The sequence below is a fragment of the Pseudomonas saxonica genome (genome assembly GCF_007858365.1).
In the GTDB taxonomy this organism is placed as follows: domain Bacteria; phylum Pseudomonadota; class Gammaproteobacteria; order Pseudomonadales; family Pseudomonadaceae; genus Aquipseudomonas; species Aquipseudomonas saxonica.
Map to the genome: position 1 here is coordinate 1 of NZ_VFIO01000002.1, position 15898 is coordinate 15898.

13 protein-coding genes are annotated in these 15898 nt (G+C 57.5%); 11 read left to right on the forward strand and 2 right to left on the reverse strand.

Annotated features, from left to right (window positions below):
• Positions 1 to 314 precede the first annotated feature (314 nt).
• Both FJD38_RS07255 and aptA read right to left on the reverse strand, forming a co-directional pair.
• On the reverse strand, positions 315 to 1808 hold the full coding sequence (locus FJD38_RS07255) for a CoA-acylating methylmalonate-semialdehyde dehydrogenase (protein WP_146384636.1): 1494 nt from the start codon (positions 1806 to 1808) through the stop codon (positions 315 to 317).
• 83 nt (positions 1809 to 1891) lie between these two features.
• Positions 1892 to 3241 (reverse strand): omega-aminotransferase AptA, encoded by a 1350-nt coding sequence (gene aptA, locus FJD38_RS07260; protein ID WP_122782801.1) that lies wholly within the window; start codon positions 3239 to 3241, stop codon positions 1892 to 1894.
• Positions 3242 to 3364: 123 nt separating this feature from the next.
• On the opposite strand from aptA, the gene FJD38_RS07265 reads away from it, so the two are divergent.
• From FJD38_RS07265 to FJD38_RS07315, 11 genes are all read left to right on the forward strand, one after another.
• Positions 3365 to 4285, forward strand: coding sequence for a LysR family transcriptional regulator (locus tag FJD38_RS07265; RefSeq protein WP_146384638.1), 921 nt, complete (start codon positions 3365 to 3367; stop codon positions 4283 to 4285).
• Between the two features lie 176 nt (positions 4286 to 4461).
• The gene (locus tag FJD38_RS07270) at positions 4462 to 5859 is read left to right on the forward strand and encodes a uracil-xanthine permease family protein (protein WP_146384640.1); all 1398 of its coding nucleotides are present in this window, start codon (positions 4462 to 4464) and stop codon (positions 5857 to 5859) included.
• A gap of 87 nt (positions 5860 to 5946) precedes the next feature.
• Positions 5947 to 6603 (forward strand): TetR/AcrR family transcriptional regulator, encoded by a 657-nt coding sequence (locus FJD38_RS07275; protein ID WP_122782798.1) that lies wholly within the window; start codon positions 5947 to 5949, stop codon positions 6601 to 6603.
• 7 nt (positions 6604 to 6610) lie between these two features.
• Positions 6611 to 7207 carry an IMPACT family protein gene (locus tag FJD38_RS07280; RefSeq protein ID WP_122782797.1) on the forward strand — a complete coding sequence of 199 codons (597 nt, stop codon included), beginning with the start codon at positions 6611 to 6613 and terminating at the stop codon, positions 7205 to 7207.
• Positions 7208 to 7746: 539 nt separating this feature from the next.
• On the forward strand, positions 7747 to 9312 hold the full coding sequence (locus FJD38_RS07285) for an ABC transporter ATP-binding protein (RefSeq protein WP_146384642.1): 1566 nt from the start codon (positions 7747 to 7749) through the stop codon (positions 9310 to 9312).
• Positions 9296 to 10399 carry an ABC transporter permease gene (locus FJD38_RS07290; RefSeq protein ID WP_146384644.1) on the forward strand — a complete coding sequence of 368 codons (1104 nt, stop codon included), beginning with the start codon at positions 9296 to 9298 and terminating at the stop codon, positions 10397 to 10399. Before FJD38_RS07285 ends, FJD38_RS07290 begins: the two co-directional genes overlap by 17 nt.
• On the forward strand, positions 10399 to 11325 hold the full coding sequence (locus FJD38_RS07295) for an ABC transporter permease (RefSeq protein ID WP_122782793.1): 927 nt from the start codon (positions 10399 to 10401) through the stop codon (positions 11323 to 11325). The genes FJD38_RS07290 and FJD38_RS07295 overlap by 1 nt, the downstream gene beginning before the upstream one ends.
• Before the next feature lie 95 nt (positions 11326 to 11420).
• Positions 11421 to 12107: an SDR family oxidoreductase gene (locus tag FJD38_RS07300; protein ID WP_146384646.1), complete on the forward strand. Its 687-nt coding sequence runs from the start codon at positions 11421 to 11423 to the stop codon at positions 12105 to 12107.
• 100 nt (positions 12108 to 12207) lie between these two features.
• Positions 12208 to 13566 carry an 8-oxoguanine deaminase gene (locus FJD38_RS07305; RefSeq protein ID WP_146384648.1) on the forward strand — a complete coding sequence of 453 codons (1359 nt, stop codon included), beginning with the start codon at positions 12208 to 12210 and terminating at the stop codon, positions 13564 to 13566.
• Positions 13567 to 13788: 222 nt separating this feature from the next.
• Positions 13789 to 14871 carry a BMP family ABC transporter substrate-binding protein gene (locus FJD38_RS07310; protein WP_146384649.1) on the forward strand — a complete coding sequence of 361 codons (1083 nt, stop codon included), beginning with the start codon at positions 13789 to 13791 and terminating at the stop codon, positions 14869 to 14871.
• A 53-nt stretch (positions 14872 to 14924) separates the two neighbouring features.
• On the forward strand, positions 14925 to 15890 hold the full coding sequence (locus tag FJD38_RS07315; protein WP_122782789.1) for a 2-oxoglutarate and iron-dependent oxygenase domain-containing protein: 966 nt from the start codon (positions 14925 to 14927) through the stop codon (positions 15888 to 15890).
• Positions 15891 to 15898: the final 8 nt, after the last annotated feature.

Consider the following 15898-nt stretch of genomic DNA (forward strand, 5'->3'; position numbering starts at 1 on the left):
TTCAAAGTTTCCTCTGTAACATCAACCACTTGCGCTTTCGATCTCTCGTTAGCGGGAGGCGAATTCTACAGCGTTACACGCTGCTGTCAACACCTCATTTCCTGCTTCGATGACTTGAAGCTGACACCGCCGAAAACCGTATAACTCATTGAATCTCAAGGAGTTTTCCGTTTCGACTGCGCCGGAAGTGGGGCGAATTATAGGCCGTTAGGATTCTGGGTCAAGCGGTCATTTCACATTTCTGCCATATAGCCCAAAAAAGCAAAGGCCAGCCTCACGGCTGGCCTTTGCTTTATGCCGATGAAACGAAGTCTTTACAGGCTAGGAAACGCGAATTGCGACGCTTCATGCGTGGCACGTTGCGGCCAACGCTGTGTGATTGCTTTACGGCGCGTGTAGAAACGAACGCCATCGGGGCCATAGGCATGCAAGTCACCAAACAGTGAGCGCTTCCAGCCACCAAAGCTGTGATAAGCCACAGGTACGGGCAGTGGAACGTTTACACCGACCATGCCCACTTCGATTTCATCGCAGAACAAACGCGCCGCCTCACCGTCACGGGTAAAAATACAGGTGCCATTGCCGTATTCATGATCATTGATCAACTGCATCGCCGCTTCAAGGCTAGCCACCCGCACAATGCACAGCACCGGCCCAAAGATCTCTTCTTTATATATGCGCATTTCAGGCGTTACGCGATCAAACAGGCAGCCACCCAGGAAGAAGCCATCCTCGTGATCCTTGACACTCAAACCGCGACCATCAACCACCAGCTCGGCGCCCGCGGCTACACCGTCTTCCACATAACCACTGACCTTGTCACGCGCCTGCCCTGAAACCAAAGGCCCCATGTCCAGTCCGCACGAAGTGCCGGCCCCAATTTTCAGCGCCTTGATCTGTGGAACCAACTTGGCCACCAGTGCATCCGCCACCTGATCGCCAACACAGACGGCGACCGAAATCGCCATGCAGCGCTCGCCGCAAGAACCGTACGCGGCGCCCATCAACGCATTAACCGCGTTATCCAAATCTGCATCCGGCATCAACACCGCATGGTTCTTCGCCCCGCCCAATGCCTGAACACGCTTGCCGCGCTTGGTCGCCTCGGCATAGATGTACTCAGCAATCGGCGTAGACCCCACAAAACTCAACGCTTTGACTTCCGGCGCTTCGATCAGCGCATCCACTGCAGACTTGTCACCATGCACGACGCTCATCACACCCTTGGGCAGCCCTGCCTCTTGCAGCAACTGAGCGATAAACAAAGTCGAGCTTGGATCGCGCTCCGACGGCTTAAGGATGAAACAGTTGCCGCACACAATCGCCAACGGGTACATCCACAACGGAACCATCGCCGGGAAGTTAAATGGCGTAATACCGGCCACCACACCCAACGGTTGGAAGTCCGACCATGCATCAATGTTCGGACCTACATTTCGGCTGTATTCGCCCTTCAGAATTTCCGGCGCTGAACAGGCGTACTCGACATTCTCAATCCCACGCTTGAGCTCGCCCGCCGCATCTTCCAGGGTCTTCCCATGTTCTTCGCTGATCAACTGCGAGATACGCGCTTCGTTCTGCTCCAGCAATTGCTTGAATCGGAACATCACCTGAGCACGCTTGGCTGGAGGCGTATTGCGCCAGGCCGGGAATGCCGCCTTGGCAGCGTCAATCGCTTGTTGAATCGTCTCGCGACTGGCCAAGGGAACCTGATGGATCACTTTACCGGTCGATGGGTTATACACATCGGCAGTACGACCGGTATCGTTCAGCAACTCGCCATTGATCAAATGTTGAATGGTGCTCATGGATGCTCCAGAAAAGTTGTCCACAGGCGCGAACGCTGCGCGCCTGGGTAAAGGCAAAAGTATCGCTTCTATATATAGATGGATCAGTCGATCTGGTTCAGCGCCTCACCGACTGCATCGAACAAACGATCCAGGTCTTGCGGCTTGCTGTTAAATGTTGGTCCGAACTGGAGGGTGTCACCGCCAAAGCGCACATAGAAGCCGGCTTTCCACAGCTTCATCGCCGCATCGAACGGCCGCACAATCGCATCGCCATCACGTGGCGCAATTTGAATGGCGCCCGCCAGGCCATAGTTTCGAATATCGATGACGTTTTTCACGCCCTTCAGACCATGCAGCGCATTCTCGAAATGCGGTGCAACATCAGCCACGCTCTGCACCAAGTTTTCTTTTTGCAGCAGATCCAGCGCAGCAATGCCTGCAGCACACGCCACCGGATGAGCCGAGTAGGTGTAACCATGCGGGAACTCAACCGCGTACTCAGGCGTCGGCTGATTCATGAACGTCTGGTAAATCTCGCTGGAAGCAATCACGGCCCCCATAGGAATGGCACCGTTGGTGACTTGTTTGGCAATACACATCAAGTCTGGCGTCACACCGAAGCTTTCAGCTCCGAACATCGAGCCCGTGCGACCAAACCCGGTAATGACCTCGTCAAACACTAACAGGATGTTGTGCTGGTCACAGATTTCACGCAGGCGCTTCAGGTAACCCTGTGGCGGCACCAGTACACCGGCAGAGCCGGCCATTGGCTCGACAAACACCGCGGCAATGTTCGAAGCGTCGTGCAGCTCGATCAACTTCAGTAGCTCATCGGCCAATGCGATGCCGCCCAACTCAGGCATACCGCGAGAAAACGCGTTACTGGCCAACAGCGTGTGAGGCAGATGGTCGACGTCCATCATTGACTGACCAAACAACTTACGGTTGCCATTCACACCGCCCAGGCTGGTACCGGCAATGTTCACTCCGTGATAGCCGCGAGCACGACCAATCATTTTGGTTTTGGTCGCCTGGCCTTTCAAACGCCAGTAACCACGCACCATCTTCACGGCCGTGTCCGCACATTCAGACCCCGAATCAGTGAAGAACACGTGATTCAGATTGCCCGGCGTCAGCGCGGTAATTTTCTCGGCCAATTGAAAAGACAGCGGGTGCCCGTATTGGAACGCGGGAGAGTAGTCCAATGTGCCCAGTTGCTTGGCCACCGCTTCCTGAATTTCCGTGCGGGTATGCCCTGCGCCGCACGTCCACAGACCTGACAGCGAATCGTAAATTTGCCGACCTTTATCGTCCGTCAGGTAACTGCCTTTTGCTCCCACGATAAAACGAGGGTCACGATGGAAGTTACGGTTGGCGGTGTAAGGCATCCAGTGAGCATCCAGCTTCAATTGGCTGGTCACTGAGATCTCGGCATTTTCAGGCATGTTCATGGGCAAAACCTCGCAAAGCAGAAAGCGGCGTGGGATTGAAAGCGTTGTTGCAGCTAAATTGACACGCCTATAAAGTCTGTGAAATCCAACTCTTCTAACCTTTAGTTAGGTGGTCACTAAACTATGAGCAACCGTCGTCCCGATGCACTGGCGCAAGTCAGCGACTTTGATATCCGATTGCTGCGCATCTTCCGCAGCGTTGTGGAATGCGGCGGGTTTTCGGCTGCTGAGACGGTATTGGGGATAGGACGCTCGGCGATCAGCCAGCAAATGAGTGACCTTGAGCAGCGCTTGGGGTTGCGTCTGTGCCAGCGTGGGCGAGCCGGATTTTCCCTGACTGAAGAAGGCCGCGAGGTTTACCAGTCAGCGCTCCAGTTGTTGGGCGCATTGGAAAGCTTTCGTACCGAGGTCAACGGTTTGCACCACCATTTGCGCGGTGAGTTGACCATCGGGCTGACAGACAATCTTGTCACCCTCCCCCATATGCACATTACCCATGCCTTGGCTCAGCTCAAGGAGCGAGGGCCAGACGTGCAAATCCATATCCGTATGATCGCCCCCAATGAAGTGGAGCAAGGCGTGCTCGACGGGCGTTTGCATGTGGGTGTGGTGCCTCAGGCCAGTGCTCTGTCCGGGCTTGAATACCAACCGTTGTACAGCGAACGCTCACTGCTTTATTGCGCCGTGGGCCATCCGCTGTTCTATGTCGACGACCGCTTGCTGGAGGATAAGCGGCTCAATGATCAGGACGCCATTGCCCCGACCTTCCGCCTGCAAGCCGAGATTCAAGCGCACTATCAAGCACTCAACTGCACGGCCAGTGCTTCGGACCGAGAAGGCATGGCTTTTTTGATTCTGACCGGCCGATACATTGGCTACCTGCCAGACCACTACGCCCAATTCTGGGTGCAGCAAGGCCGGTTACGTGCGCTCAAACCTACACTGCGCTATTACGATCTGAGCCTGGCCTCCGTCACGCGCAAAGGCCGCCGCCCCCATTTGGTGCTGGAAAGCTTTCTGGAGAGTCTGGCCGCTACACGCTAGGGCGCCTATCGGTTTCAAGACCTGACACAGGCATCATTCAGCGTCTGAAAAAAACTTTTAACTTACTGATTTGTAAAAATTTAGAGAGAACCAACGAACAATTACCTGAGCACTTGGACAGCTTTTTGCAACGGCCTATTGACCCAACATGCACAGCCGAATGCAGAGAGCGCCCCATGCAGCCAGAATCATCTACGCCCAGTGAACTGATTTACGGCCTTAACGACCGCCCTAAACCGCTCGCCGCAACCTTGGCTGCGCTACAGCACGTACTGGCAGCATTCGTCGGCATCATTACCCCGCCGCTGGTGATCGGCTCTGCGCTGGGTCTGATGGAACACCTGCCTTATCTGATCAGCATGGCCTTGCTGGTCTCTGGTGTTGGCACCTTCATTCAGGCCCGTCGACCTTTTGGCATTGGCGCCGGAATGATTTGCCTGCAAGGCACCAGCTTTGCCTTTCTCGGCGCCGTTCTGTCCGCCGGGTTTCTGGTCAAACAACGAGGCGGCAGCCCGGAAGATATTCTGGCGATGATTTTTGGCGTGTGCTTTTTCGGCGCACTGGTGCAAATCATCCTCAGCCGTTTTATTGGCCAATTGCGCCGTGTTATCACCCCCCTGGTGACGGGCATCGTGATTACCCTGATTGGCGTCAGCCTGATCAAGGTCGGCATCACAGATCTGGGGGGCGGTTTCAATGCACCTGACTTTGGCGCGCCCGCCAATTTGGCCTTGGGCGGCTTTGTACTGCTGACCATCATCTTGCTCAACCGCTCTTCGACCCCTTGGGTTCGCCTGTCGGCCATCATCATCGGTCTCGCCGTGGGTAGCGTGATCGCCTGGTTCAGCGGTCAACTGACGCCCAAGGCCATTGCCGGCCTGCCACTGATCAGCGCCCCTGTACCGTTCAAGTTTGGTTTCAATTTTGACTGGACGGCCTTTTTGCCCGTCGCCCTGATCTACGTGATCAGCACGATCGAAACCGTCGGCGACCTCACGGCCAACTGCATGCTGGCCCGCCAACCCATCAGCGGGCCCAGTTACATTGCAAGGCTCAAAGGCGGCGTACTGGGCGATGGTGTCAGTTGCATGATCGCCGCCACCTTCAGTGCTTTTCCCAACACCACGTTCGCCCAGAATAACGGTGTCATTCAGTTAACCGGCGTGGCCAGCCGCTATGTCGGCCTGTATATCGGCGCCATTTTGATCTGTCTTGGGTTGTTTCCGGTGATTGGCGCCGTGTTGCAGCAAATACCCAAGCCGGTACTGGGTGGTGCCACGCTGGTCATGTTTGGCAGCGTCGCCGCAGCGGGCGTGCGCATCCTCGCTCAAACACCGCTGGATCGTCGCAACATGCTGATTATTGCAACCTCCTTTGGCGTAGGTCTGGGGATCGCCGCGCAGCCTGGCTTGCTGCATTTAATGCCTAAGTTGGTGCAAAACCTGTTCGACTCGGCGATCACCAGCGGCGGCATTACTGCGTTGGTCATGTGCCTGCTCCTGCCGGAGAAAAAAACCGAAACTGAGATCGTGCTTGTGCCTGCGACAAGCCCCGCACTCGAGCCAAAAAGCTGAACTACTTATGGGCACAATGCTTGTTTCATTACGGTGGGTGCGCTATCAGTGCACCGATTGCGCCCACCGACCTGTCCGGAATTGCTTATGACCCTTGAAGTCCCCGCACACGCAGGTAAACCTGCCAGCCGTATTCGTCAAAAAAACGAAGAAACCATCCTCAAGGCCGCCGAGGACGAATTTGCCCGCCATGGTTTCAAAGGCACCAGCATGAACACCATCGCGCAAAATGCTGGCCTGCCCAAAGCCAACCTGCACTACTACTTCACCAACAAGCTCGGGCTTTATATTGCCGTGTTGAGCAATATCATTGAGCTCTGGGACAGCACCTTTAATACCCTCAACGCACAGGACGATCCCGCTCAGGCGCTGACCCGTTATATCCAGGCGAAAATGGAGTTTTCCCGCAGCCAGCCCAAGGCCTCGCGCATCTTCGCGATGGAAATCATCAGTGGCGGCGAATGCCTCACCGAGTATTTCAACCAGGACTATCGCCTCTGGTTCCAGGGCCGGGCGGCGGTTTTCCAGGCCTGGATCGATGCCGGAAAAATGGATGATGTTGACCCCACCCACCTGATTTTCCTGCTTTGGGGCAGCACGCAGCACTATGCTGACTTCGCGACGCAAATCTGCCGAGTCACAGGCCGCTCACGTCTGACCAAGCAAGACATGGCGGATGCCAGCTACAATCTGACCCGCATCATCCTCAAGGGCTGCGGCCTGACACCCCCGTCATCACACTGAGTAACGCATGTCCTTTACGTTGGCCGGTCTCTGTGAATACCGTGAAGAAATTCGCAAAAGCCGCTTTATCACCTTTGCCAGCCCGATTAACTCGGCCGCCGAGGCGCAGGCCTTTATCGAGCAACACCGTGACCCGAATGCCTCACATAACTGTTGGGCATGGAAGTTGGCGGACCAATACCGCAGCCATGACGACGGCGAACCCGGAGGTACCGCAGGACGGCCCATTTTGGCCGCCATCGAAGCCCAGGATTTTGATCAAGTCGCGGTGTTGGTGATTCGCTGGTACGGCGGCATTCAGCTGGGTACGGGGGGACTGGCGCGAGCCTATGGCGGGGGTGCCAACAAGTGCCTGCAAAATGCAGAGCACGTGCCCTTGATCAAGCGCACTGAGTTGAATTGTGAATGCATGTTCAGTGAACTGGCCTTGCTGAAAGTGCGTCTGCATGACCTCGGCGGTCTGATACTCGATGAAACCTTCAATGCCAATGGAGTCTCGCTGCGAATAGCGGTCGGCGAACCGCAAATCGACGTCTTGCAACAGCAGCTTGCAGACTTGAGTCGCGGGCGCATTACGTTGCACCGTCCCCCTCAAATGCAGTGAGCCATTCTCGGGAGCCATAGCCCGACAGGATGAGTCCGCCTTTGAATCTTTACCCCCAACCACTGTGCACCGGGCTGTGGATAACCTGAGCACATACCGCTGCAGGCCAGACAGACCGTGGCTTGGCTATCAATGATCAAAAAACGATCAATTTACTTAATAGCCGCACCTTTTCGATCTAAATCAGCGGCTTGCCAGCGTATATCGCCAGTTGGAACAAAGCCTTATTGGCCTTATGCAGGGTTTTTACGCTTGCGCACAGTTCCTGTGGAGCAACCTGTGGATAACCCGTGCAAGAGCCCCCGAAATGCATATGCGGCAGGACTTGTACGACGTTGTATGTTTTTTGATCAAACAGCAGGAACCAAATCAGCGCCTGAACGCTAATCTGCGCCCTGAAACAGTGCCCGTTGCGTGTGGATAAATTACATCCTTCGTCGCTCAGCCCTGCAGAACAGCCAGACCGCCTCATTTCCTGACCTGTTGGCCAAGAAATTGCTTTAGCCCTGACAGTACACCTCTGATCAATCGAGCCTGTCATGTCCAACCCTGCCCGCTTGCAACTACGCCGTATCAGCAAACGCTACCCCGGCTGCCTGGCCAATGACGCCATTGACCTGAGCATCCAGCCCGGCGAAATCCACGCCCTGCTGGGGGAGAATGGCGCAGGCAAAAGCACCCTGATGAAGATTATTTATGGCGTGACCCAAGCCGATTCCGGCGAAGTCATCTGGCAGGGTCAACCTCTGACTATTCGCAACCCCGCTCAAGCACGCAGCTTGGGTATTGGCATGGTCTTCCAACACTTTTCGCTGTTTGAAACCCTGAGCGTGGCGCAAAACATTGCTCTGGCGTTGGGTGCCAGCGCCGGGACGCCCAAACAGCTGGAGCCGCGTATTCGTGAAGTCAGCGAACGTTATGGCATGGCGCTGGAGCCTGAGCGCCTGGTGCACAGCCTTTCGATTGGCGAGCGCCAGCGGGTCGAAATCATTCGCTGCCTGATGCAAGACATTCGCCTGCTGATTCTTGATGAACCCACCTCAGTGCTCACGCCACAGGAAGCCGATGAGCTCTTTGTGACATTGCGCCGGTTGGCTCGCGAGGGATGCAGCATTCTGTTTATCAGCCACAAGCTCAATGAAGTAAGGGCGCTCTGCCACAGCGCCACCGTGCTGCGCGGTGGCAGGGTGGCGGGGCACTGCATTCCGGGCGAGTGCTCAGACAGGCAATTGGCGCAGATGATGGTCGGTGAGGCTGCCAACCTGATTGACCCCTACCCGAAAGCCCAAGGTGGGTCAGATTTTTTGCAGGTAGACGCACTGTCCTGGCACAACCCCGACCCTTTCGGCTGTGCGCTGCACGGTATCAACTTGAATGTACGCAGCGGCGAAATCGTTGGCATCGCGGGCGTGGCCGGCAACGGTCAGGATGAGTTGCTGGCCTTGCTCAGTGGTGAGGTGCGCTTGCCCGTCAGTCAAGGCCGGCACATCTGCATCGACCAGCAGCCTGTCGCCCATCTGCGTCCCGATGCCCGACGGCACAAAGGCATGGCTTTTGTACCCGCCGAGCGCTTGGGCCATGGCGCGGTGCCCGAAATGAGTCTGGCTGACAATGCGTTGTTAACCGCCTTTCAACAAGGTTTGGTGAGCTGCGGGTTAATTCGTCATGAGCGGGTCAAGGCATTGGCCGAACAGATCATCCAACGATTTAACGTTAAAACGCCCAGCTGTGAGGCTCAGGCCCGAAGCCTGTCTGGGGGTAACTTGCAGAAATTTATCCTGGGCAGGGAAATCCTCCAGCAGCCTAAATTGCTGATTGCCGCCCACCCTACTTGGGGCGTCGATGTCGGTGCAGCCGCCACGATCCACCGCGCCCTGATTGCCCTGCGTGATGCCGGGGCGGCGATTCTGGTGATTTCCGAAGACCTTGATGAGCTGTTCCAGATCAGTGATCGCCTCGGGGCTCTGTGCAGCGGCCGGTTATCGCCGCTCAAAGACACGGCCCACACCCATCTGGTGGAGGTCGGCGGCTGGATGGCCGGCCAGTTTGACACGCCTGCCAACCCCTCTTTTGCTCACGGAGCGAGTCATGTTGCTATCCCTTGAACCCCGCGGCCAACAATCGCGCGCCATGTTGTGGTGTTCACCCCTGCTCGCGGCACTGCTGACACTGGCTTGCGGCTCACTGCTGTTTATCGCCTTGGGACACGACCCGTTACTGACCCTGCACACACTGTTGATAGCCCCGGTCAGCGACCTTTATGGCGTCAGCGAACTGATGATAAAAACCTTGCCCATCTTGCTCTGTGCCCTCGGCCTGGCGGTGGCGTATCAAGCGCGTATCTGGAACATCGGGGCCGAAGGGCAACTGTTGATCGGTGCACTGGCCGGCAGTGCGCTGGCCGTCAACGTGATCGACCTGGACAGTCGCTGGGCACTGGTGCTGATCCTGCTCTGCGGCACGCTGGCGGGTGCCGCGTGGGGTGGGCTGACGGCGTGGCTGCGCACGCACTTCAATGCCAATGAAATCCTCACCAGCATCATGCTCAATTACATCGCCCTGAACCTGCTGCTGTATTGCGTCCACGGCCCCCTCAAGGATCCGGCCGGGTACAACTTCCCTGAATCGGCGATGTTTGGAGATGCCAGTCGATTGCCTCTGCTGACTGAAGACGGCCGCGTGCACGCCGGGGTGTATTTCGCGTTGCTGGCGTTGGTCGCGGTATGGGTGCTGCTGCAAAAAAGCTTTGTCGGGTTTCAGATCAAAGTGCTGGGGCTTGATAAGCGCGCCGCCGGATTTGTCGGCTTTCGCGAAAAACGCCTGATCTGGCTGGCACTGTTAATCAGCGGAGGCCTGGCCGGTTTGGCGGGGGTCTGCGAAGTCACCGGGCCACTGGGGCAACTGGTGCCGCAAGTCTCACCGGGTTACGGCTACGCCGCGATCACCGTGGCCTTTCTGGGGCGTTTGAACCCCCTCGGCATTCTGTTTGCCAGCCTGTTGATGGCCTTGCTGTATCTGGGCGGTGAACAAGCGCAGATGACCCTCAATCTGCCACTGGCAATCACGCAACTGTTTCAGGGAATGATGCTGTTCTTCCTGCTGGCCAGTGACGTGCTGATTCTTTATCGCCCGCGCCTCACGCTGCGCTGGAGCCGACGCCACCCGGTCATTGCCACGATGGGAGCGCTTTGATGGACATGGATCTGCTGAGCAATATTTTCTACGCCATGGTGCGCTGCGGTACACCGCTGTTGCTGGTGGCGATGGGCGAACTGATCTGCGAAAAAAGCGGCGTTCTCAATCTTGGGCAGGAAGGCATGATGCTGTTCGGCGCCGTGATCGGTTTTATTGTCGCGTTGAGCACCGGCAATCTGTGGCTCGGTGTCTTGCTGGCGATGCTGGCGGGCATGCTGCTCAGCGCACTGTTTGCACTGGTGGCACTGGTGTTCAACGCCAATCAGGTGGCCACCGGGTTGGCTCTGACCATCTTCGGTGTCGGCCTGTCGAGCTTTGTCGGGGCCGCCTGGGTCGGTAAACCCCTCGCCGGTTTTGACCCGCTGGCCATCCCGCTGTTGAGCGATATTCCGCTGATCGGTCGCATGTTGTTTGCGCAGGATGCTCTGGTTTACCTGTCATTTGCACTGTTTGTACTGGTGGCTTGGGTTGTGCTCAAAAGCCGGGTCGGCCTGATCATTCAGGCGGTGGGTGAAAATCCTCACGCAGCCAATGCAATGGGCATACCGGTGTTGTGGGTGCGCACACTGGCCGTATTGTTTGGCGGGGCGATGGCCGGTCTGGCAGGTGCCTACCTCTCTCTGGCCTACACCCCGATGTGGGCCGAAAATATGACAGCCGGGCGCGGCTGGATCGCGCTGGCATTGGTGGTATTTGCCAGCTGGCGAATCGGGCGTCTGTTGCTGGGCGCTTATCTGTTTGGTCTCGCCAGCATCCTGCATCTGGTTGCACAGGGGCTGGGGTTGGCGATTCCTTCTAACCTGTTGGCCATGCTGCCCTATGTCGCCACTATTGTGGTGCTGGTGCTGTTGTCGCGCGATGCGCTGCGAACACGGTTATACGCCCCGGTTTCACTGGGTCAACCTTGGCAAGCAGGGCACTGAATGAAAGATCAGAGGCATGAATCAGAGCTGGTGTTACGCCAGTCGCTGGGGCACAGTTTCTTACAGGGGTCTTATCTACTCAAAGGAACTTATGCATGTCCGCACTTAAACGAGCACTGATTATCGGCGCCTCTCGAGGCTTGGGCCTGGGGCTTGTGCAGCGTCTGAAAGAAGATGGCTGGGCGGTCACCGCAACCGTGCGCGACACCGGCAAGGCAGAGGCGCTGCACGCTGTCTCGGGCATACAGATTGAACAGCTGGATATGGATGACGCCCAGTCCGTCGACGCGCTGCATACCCGTCTGCACGATCAGGTGTTCGACTTGCTGTTCGTCAATGCCGGCGTCAAAGGCCCTGCCAACCAGATGCCCGGTGCCGCCCCCGCGCAAGAAGTTGCACAACTGTTCCTGACCAACAGCGTGGCCCCCATCAGCCTGGCACAACGCTTCACCCACAACCTGCGCCCTGACACTGGCGTGCTGGCGTTCATGAGCTCCGGTCTTGGCAGCATCACCAGCCCGGACGCGCCTGAATTGGCGCTGTACAAGGCCAGCAAAGCGGCCCTCAACTCGCTGACCAACACGTACGTCAGCCAATTGGGCGAGCGCAAACTGACCGTTTTGTCTCTGCATCCGGGTTGGGTCAAAACCGATATGGGCGGCGAGGATGCGCAGATTGATGTCGCCACCAGCACCCGTGGTCTGGTTGATGTAATCAATGCCTACACCGGTAAAGGAGGCCATTACTTCCTCGATTACCAAGGCGAGACGATTGCATGGTGATAGCCTCGATGCCATAACACACACCGCATCACTCCTGGATCAGCAGACAGGACAACACTGAGCTGGCAAACCTGAACTCAACTTTCAGAGGAGCCGGCCCGTGCCTGCAACCCGTATCTGGTTAAAAAACCCCTTGGCCGTGTTCACCGCCAACACCCTTGATGCCCGTGGCGGCCTGGTGCTCGAAGGCGAGCGTATCGTTGAGTTGCTCGGTATCGGGCAACACCCTGCCCAGCCGTGCGATCACGTCTTCGATGCCCGCGAACATGTGCTGCTGCCGGGGCTGATCAACACCCATCACCACTTCTATCAAACCCTCACCCGTGCCTGGGGGCCGGTGGTTAACCAACCCTTGTTCCCCTGGTTGCAAACGCTCTACCCGGTGTGGGCACGCCTGACGCCCGCGCAACTGGCACTGGCCAGTAAAGTCGCGCTCACAGAGCTGCTTCTTTCCGGCTGCACCACGGCAGCCGACCATCATTATTTATTCCCGGACGGTCTGGAAAACGCCATTGATATTCAGGTCGAGTGCGTGCGCGAGCTTGGCATGCGCGCCATGCTGACCCGTGGCTCGATGAGTCTGGGCGAAGCCGATGGGGGTTTACCACCTCAGCAAACGGTGCAACAGGGCGAAGTGATTCTGACCGACAGCCAGCGCCTGATAGAGACCTACCATGAACGTGGTGACGGCGCGCAGATCCAGATTGCCCTGGCGCCCTGCTCGCCCTTTTCAGTCACCCCGCAGATCATGAGGGCCAGCGCTGAACTGGCCGAGCAACTGGATGTACGCCTGCATACGCATCTGGCCGAAACCCTCGATGAAGAAGCGTTCTGCCTGCAACGCTTTGGCCTGCGTACCGTGGATTATCTGGACAGCGTCGGCTGGCTCGGCCCACGTACCTGGCTGGCCCACGGCATTCATTTCAACCCACAAGAAATCGCCCGTCTGGGCGCCGCCCGCACCGGTATCAGCCATTGCCCCAGTTCCAACATGCGACTGGCTTCAGGCATTTGCCCGACACTGGAGCTACTCGCCAGTGGAGCTCCGATAGGGCTGGGCGTTGACGGCTCGGCCTCCAATGACGCGTCGAACATGATCCTCGAAACACGGCAGGCGTTGTACTTGCAGCGCTTGCGCTACGGGGCCGAAAAAATCACCCCCGAGCTCGTGCTGGGCTGGGCCACTCGCGGCTCGGCGAGCCTGCTGGGGCGCACCGACATCGGCGAACTGGCGGTCGGCAAACAAGCTGATCTGGCGCTGTTCAAACTCGACGAACTGCGGTTTTCCGGCAGCCATGACCCGGTCGCCGCTTTATTGCTGTGCGGTGCGGATCGCGCAGACCGGGTCATGATCGGCGGGAAGTGGCGCGTCATCGATGGCCAAGTGGAAGGGCTCGACGTGCAAGGTTTGATTGCTGACCACCGACACGCTGCCCATACCTTGGTCAACGGTCTCTAAACCGCGCACCAGCGGCAGGCACAGGCCATTGGTCACGCACCGGCTTGGCTCTTTGCCATCATGGGTCAAGCTCACGTTCAGAACCGGCACCACGACACAAACGCGCTAACCCGCGTTTGTTGTCTTGTTGGTCAATTTTTTGCATTGGGCAGTCTGTCCGCAGAGACCCGCTATTCAGTCACGGATCCCACAACACAACCAACAAGACGGAACACGCTCCCCATGCATAAACGTCCATTGAAAACGCTGCTTTGTGCCCTTGCCACAGCCATTGGCCTGAGCGCCAGCCTTTCGGCCAGCGCCGCCGATCCGTTGAAAGTCGGCTTCGTGTATATCGGCCCGATCGGCGACCATGGCTGGACTTACCAGCACGAACAGGGCCGCCAGGCGCTGACCAAGCAATTGGGCGACAAGATCACCACCAGCTATGTCGAAAACGTGCCCGAAGGCGCCGACGCCGAACGCGTCATTCGCAATATGGCCAAAGATAAGTACGACCTGATTTTCACCACCTCTTTCGGCTACATGAACCCGACGTTGAAAGTGGCCAAGCAATTCCCCAAGACCACTTTTGAACACGCCACCGGCTATAAGCAAGACAAGAATATGGGCACCTACCTGGCACGCACCTATGAAGGTCGCTACGTGGCAGGCTTTCTCGCAGCCAAGATGACCAAGAGCAAGAAGGTTGGCTATGTGGCGTCCTTTCCAATCCCGGAAGTGATCCGCGACATCAACGCCATTCAACTGGCCTTGAATAAATACAACCCCGGCACCGAGATCAAAGTGGTGTGGGTCAACTCCTGGTTTGACCCGGGCAAAGAAGCGGATGCCGCCAACGCTCTGATCGACCAGGGTGTGGATGTGGTGTTCCAGCACACCGACAGCCCGGCCCCCATTCAGGCGGCCGAACGTCGTGGCGTATACGCCGTGGGTTATGCCTCGGACATGCAGCACTTCGGGCCAAAAGCGGTGCTCACCTCGATCGTCAACAACTGGGGGCCGCATTACATTCAGGCCACACAAGGCGTAATCGACGGCACCTGGAAATCGCAGGACTACTGGGGTGGCCTGAAAGAAGGCACCGTGCAATTGCCGATCAGTGATTTAGTGCCTGCGGACACCAAGGCCGAAGCCGAGAAAATAATCGCCAGCATCGAAAGCGGCGAATTCCACCCGTTCACGGGTCCTGTCAAGGATCAGGCAGGCGTTGAAAAAATCGCTGCCGGTGTCACCGCCAGCAACGCCGAACTGGCGTCCATGAATTACTACGTCGAAGGCATGAAAGCCGATCTACCGAAATAAACCCTCTGCGGGCCCAGACTGATCTGCGTGCCCGCACCTACCGGAGCGCCCCCATGAACCGGCTTCCCATTATCGACATCAGCCCGCTGTATCAGGATGGAGCCGCGGGTTGGCACACCGTGGCCCAACACATTGACCAAGCCTGCCGTGAATGGGGCTTTTTCTATATCAAGGGCCACCCGATCAGCCCCGAGCGGATTGAGCAACTGCTCAACATCGCTAAAACCTTCTTCGCCCTGCCGGACGAGGAAAAACTGCGCATCGATATTACGCAGACACGCCATCACCGCGGTTATGGTGCTGTCGCTACCGAACAGCTCGACCCCGCCCGCCCCAGCGACCTGAAAGAAACCTTCGACATGGGCCTGCACTTGCCCGAAGACCACCCGCACGTCATGGCCGAAAAACCCTTGCGCGGGCCTAACCGCCATCCCGACCTGCCCGGCTGGCAAGACCTGATGGAAACCCACTACACGGACATGCAAGCGCTGGCGCAAACCCTGCTGCGAGCCATGACGCTGGCGCTGGGCATAGACCGTGATTTCTTTGACCAGCGCTTTGAGGAACCGGTCAGCGTGCTGCGGATCATCCATTATCCGCCCCGCGAAACGGCCAGTAGCCACGAGCAGCAAGGTGCGGGCGCACACACGGACTACGGCTGCGTGACCCTGTTGTATCAAGATGCCGCAGGCGGCTTGCAAGTACGCAATGTTCAGGGCGAATGGATCGACGCACCGCCCATTGACGGCACGTTCGTGGTCAATCTCGGCGACATGATGGCGCGCTGGAGCAATGACCGGTATGTCTCGACGCCGCACCGGGTCATCAGCCCGCAGGGAGTCAACCGCTACTCCATGCCGTTCTTTGCCGAACCGCACCCCGACACTGCGATTGAATGCCTGCCCGGCTGTCAGGACGCACAACACCCGGCCAAATACCCGCCCACTACCTGTGCCGAATTTCTGCTCTCGCGCTTCGCCGACACTTATGCGTACCGGCGTGAACAGCAAATACCCTGATCCAGTTG

What these genes read in the sequence shown, in the direction of transcription:
- aptA (WP_122782801.1), bottom strand. Translation starts at nt 3,241, where the DNA reads ATGAACATGCCTGAAAATGCCGAGATCTCAGTGACCAGCCAATTGAAG.
- FJD38_RS07270 (WP_146384640.1), top strand. Translation starts at nt 4,462, where the DNA reads ATGCAGCCAGAATCATCTACGCCCAGTGAACTGATTTACGGCCTTAAC.
- FJD38_RS07285 (WP_146384642.1), top strand. Translation starts at nt 7,747, where the DNA reads ATGTCCAACCCTGCCCGCTTGCAACTACGCCGTATCAGCAAACGCTAC.
- FJD38_RS07295 (WP_122782793.1), top strand. Translation starts at nt 10,399, where the DNA reads ATGGACATGGATCTGCTGAGCAATATTTTCTACGCCATGGTGCGCTGC.
- FJD38_RS07300 (WP_146384646.1), top strand. Translation starts at nt 11,421, where the DNA reads ATGTCCGCACTTAAACGAGCACTGATTATCGGCGCCTCTCGAGGCTTG.
- FJD38_RS07315 (WP_122782789.1), top strand. Translation starts at nt 14,925, where the DNA reads ATGAACCGGCTTCCCATTATCGACATCAGCCCGCTGTATCAGGATGGA.
- FJD38_RS07275 (WP_122782798.1), top strand. Translation starts at nt 5,947, where the DNA reads ATGACCCTTGAAGTCCCCGCACACGCAGGTAAACCTGCCAGCCGTATT.
- FJD38_RS07280 (WP_122782797.1), top strand. Translation starts at nt 6,611, where the DNA reads ATGTCCTTTACGTTGGCCGGTCTCTGTGAATACCGTGAAGAAATTCGC.
- FJD38_RS07255 (WP_146384636.1), bottom strand. Translation starts at nt 1,808, where the DNA reads ATGAGCACCATTCAACATTTGATCAATGGCGAGTTGCTGAACGATACC.
- FJD38_RS07290 (WP_146384644.1), top strand. Translation starts at nt 9,296, where the DNA reads ATGTTGCTATCCCTTGAACCCCGCGGCCAACAATCGCGCGCCATGTTG.
- FJD38_RS07265 (WP_146384638.1), top strand. Translation starts at nt 3,365, where the DNA reads ATGAGCAACCGTCGTCCCGATGCACTGGCGCAAGTCAGCGACTTTGAT.
- FJD38_RS07310 (WP_146384649.1), top strand. Translation starts at nt 13,789, where the DNA reads ATGCATAAACGTCCATTGAAAACGCTGCTTTGTGCCCTTGCCACAGCC.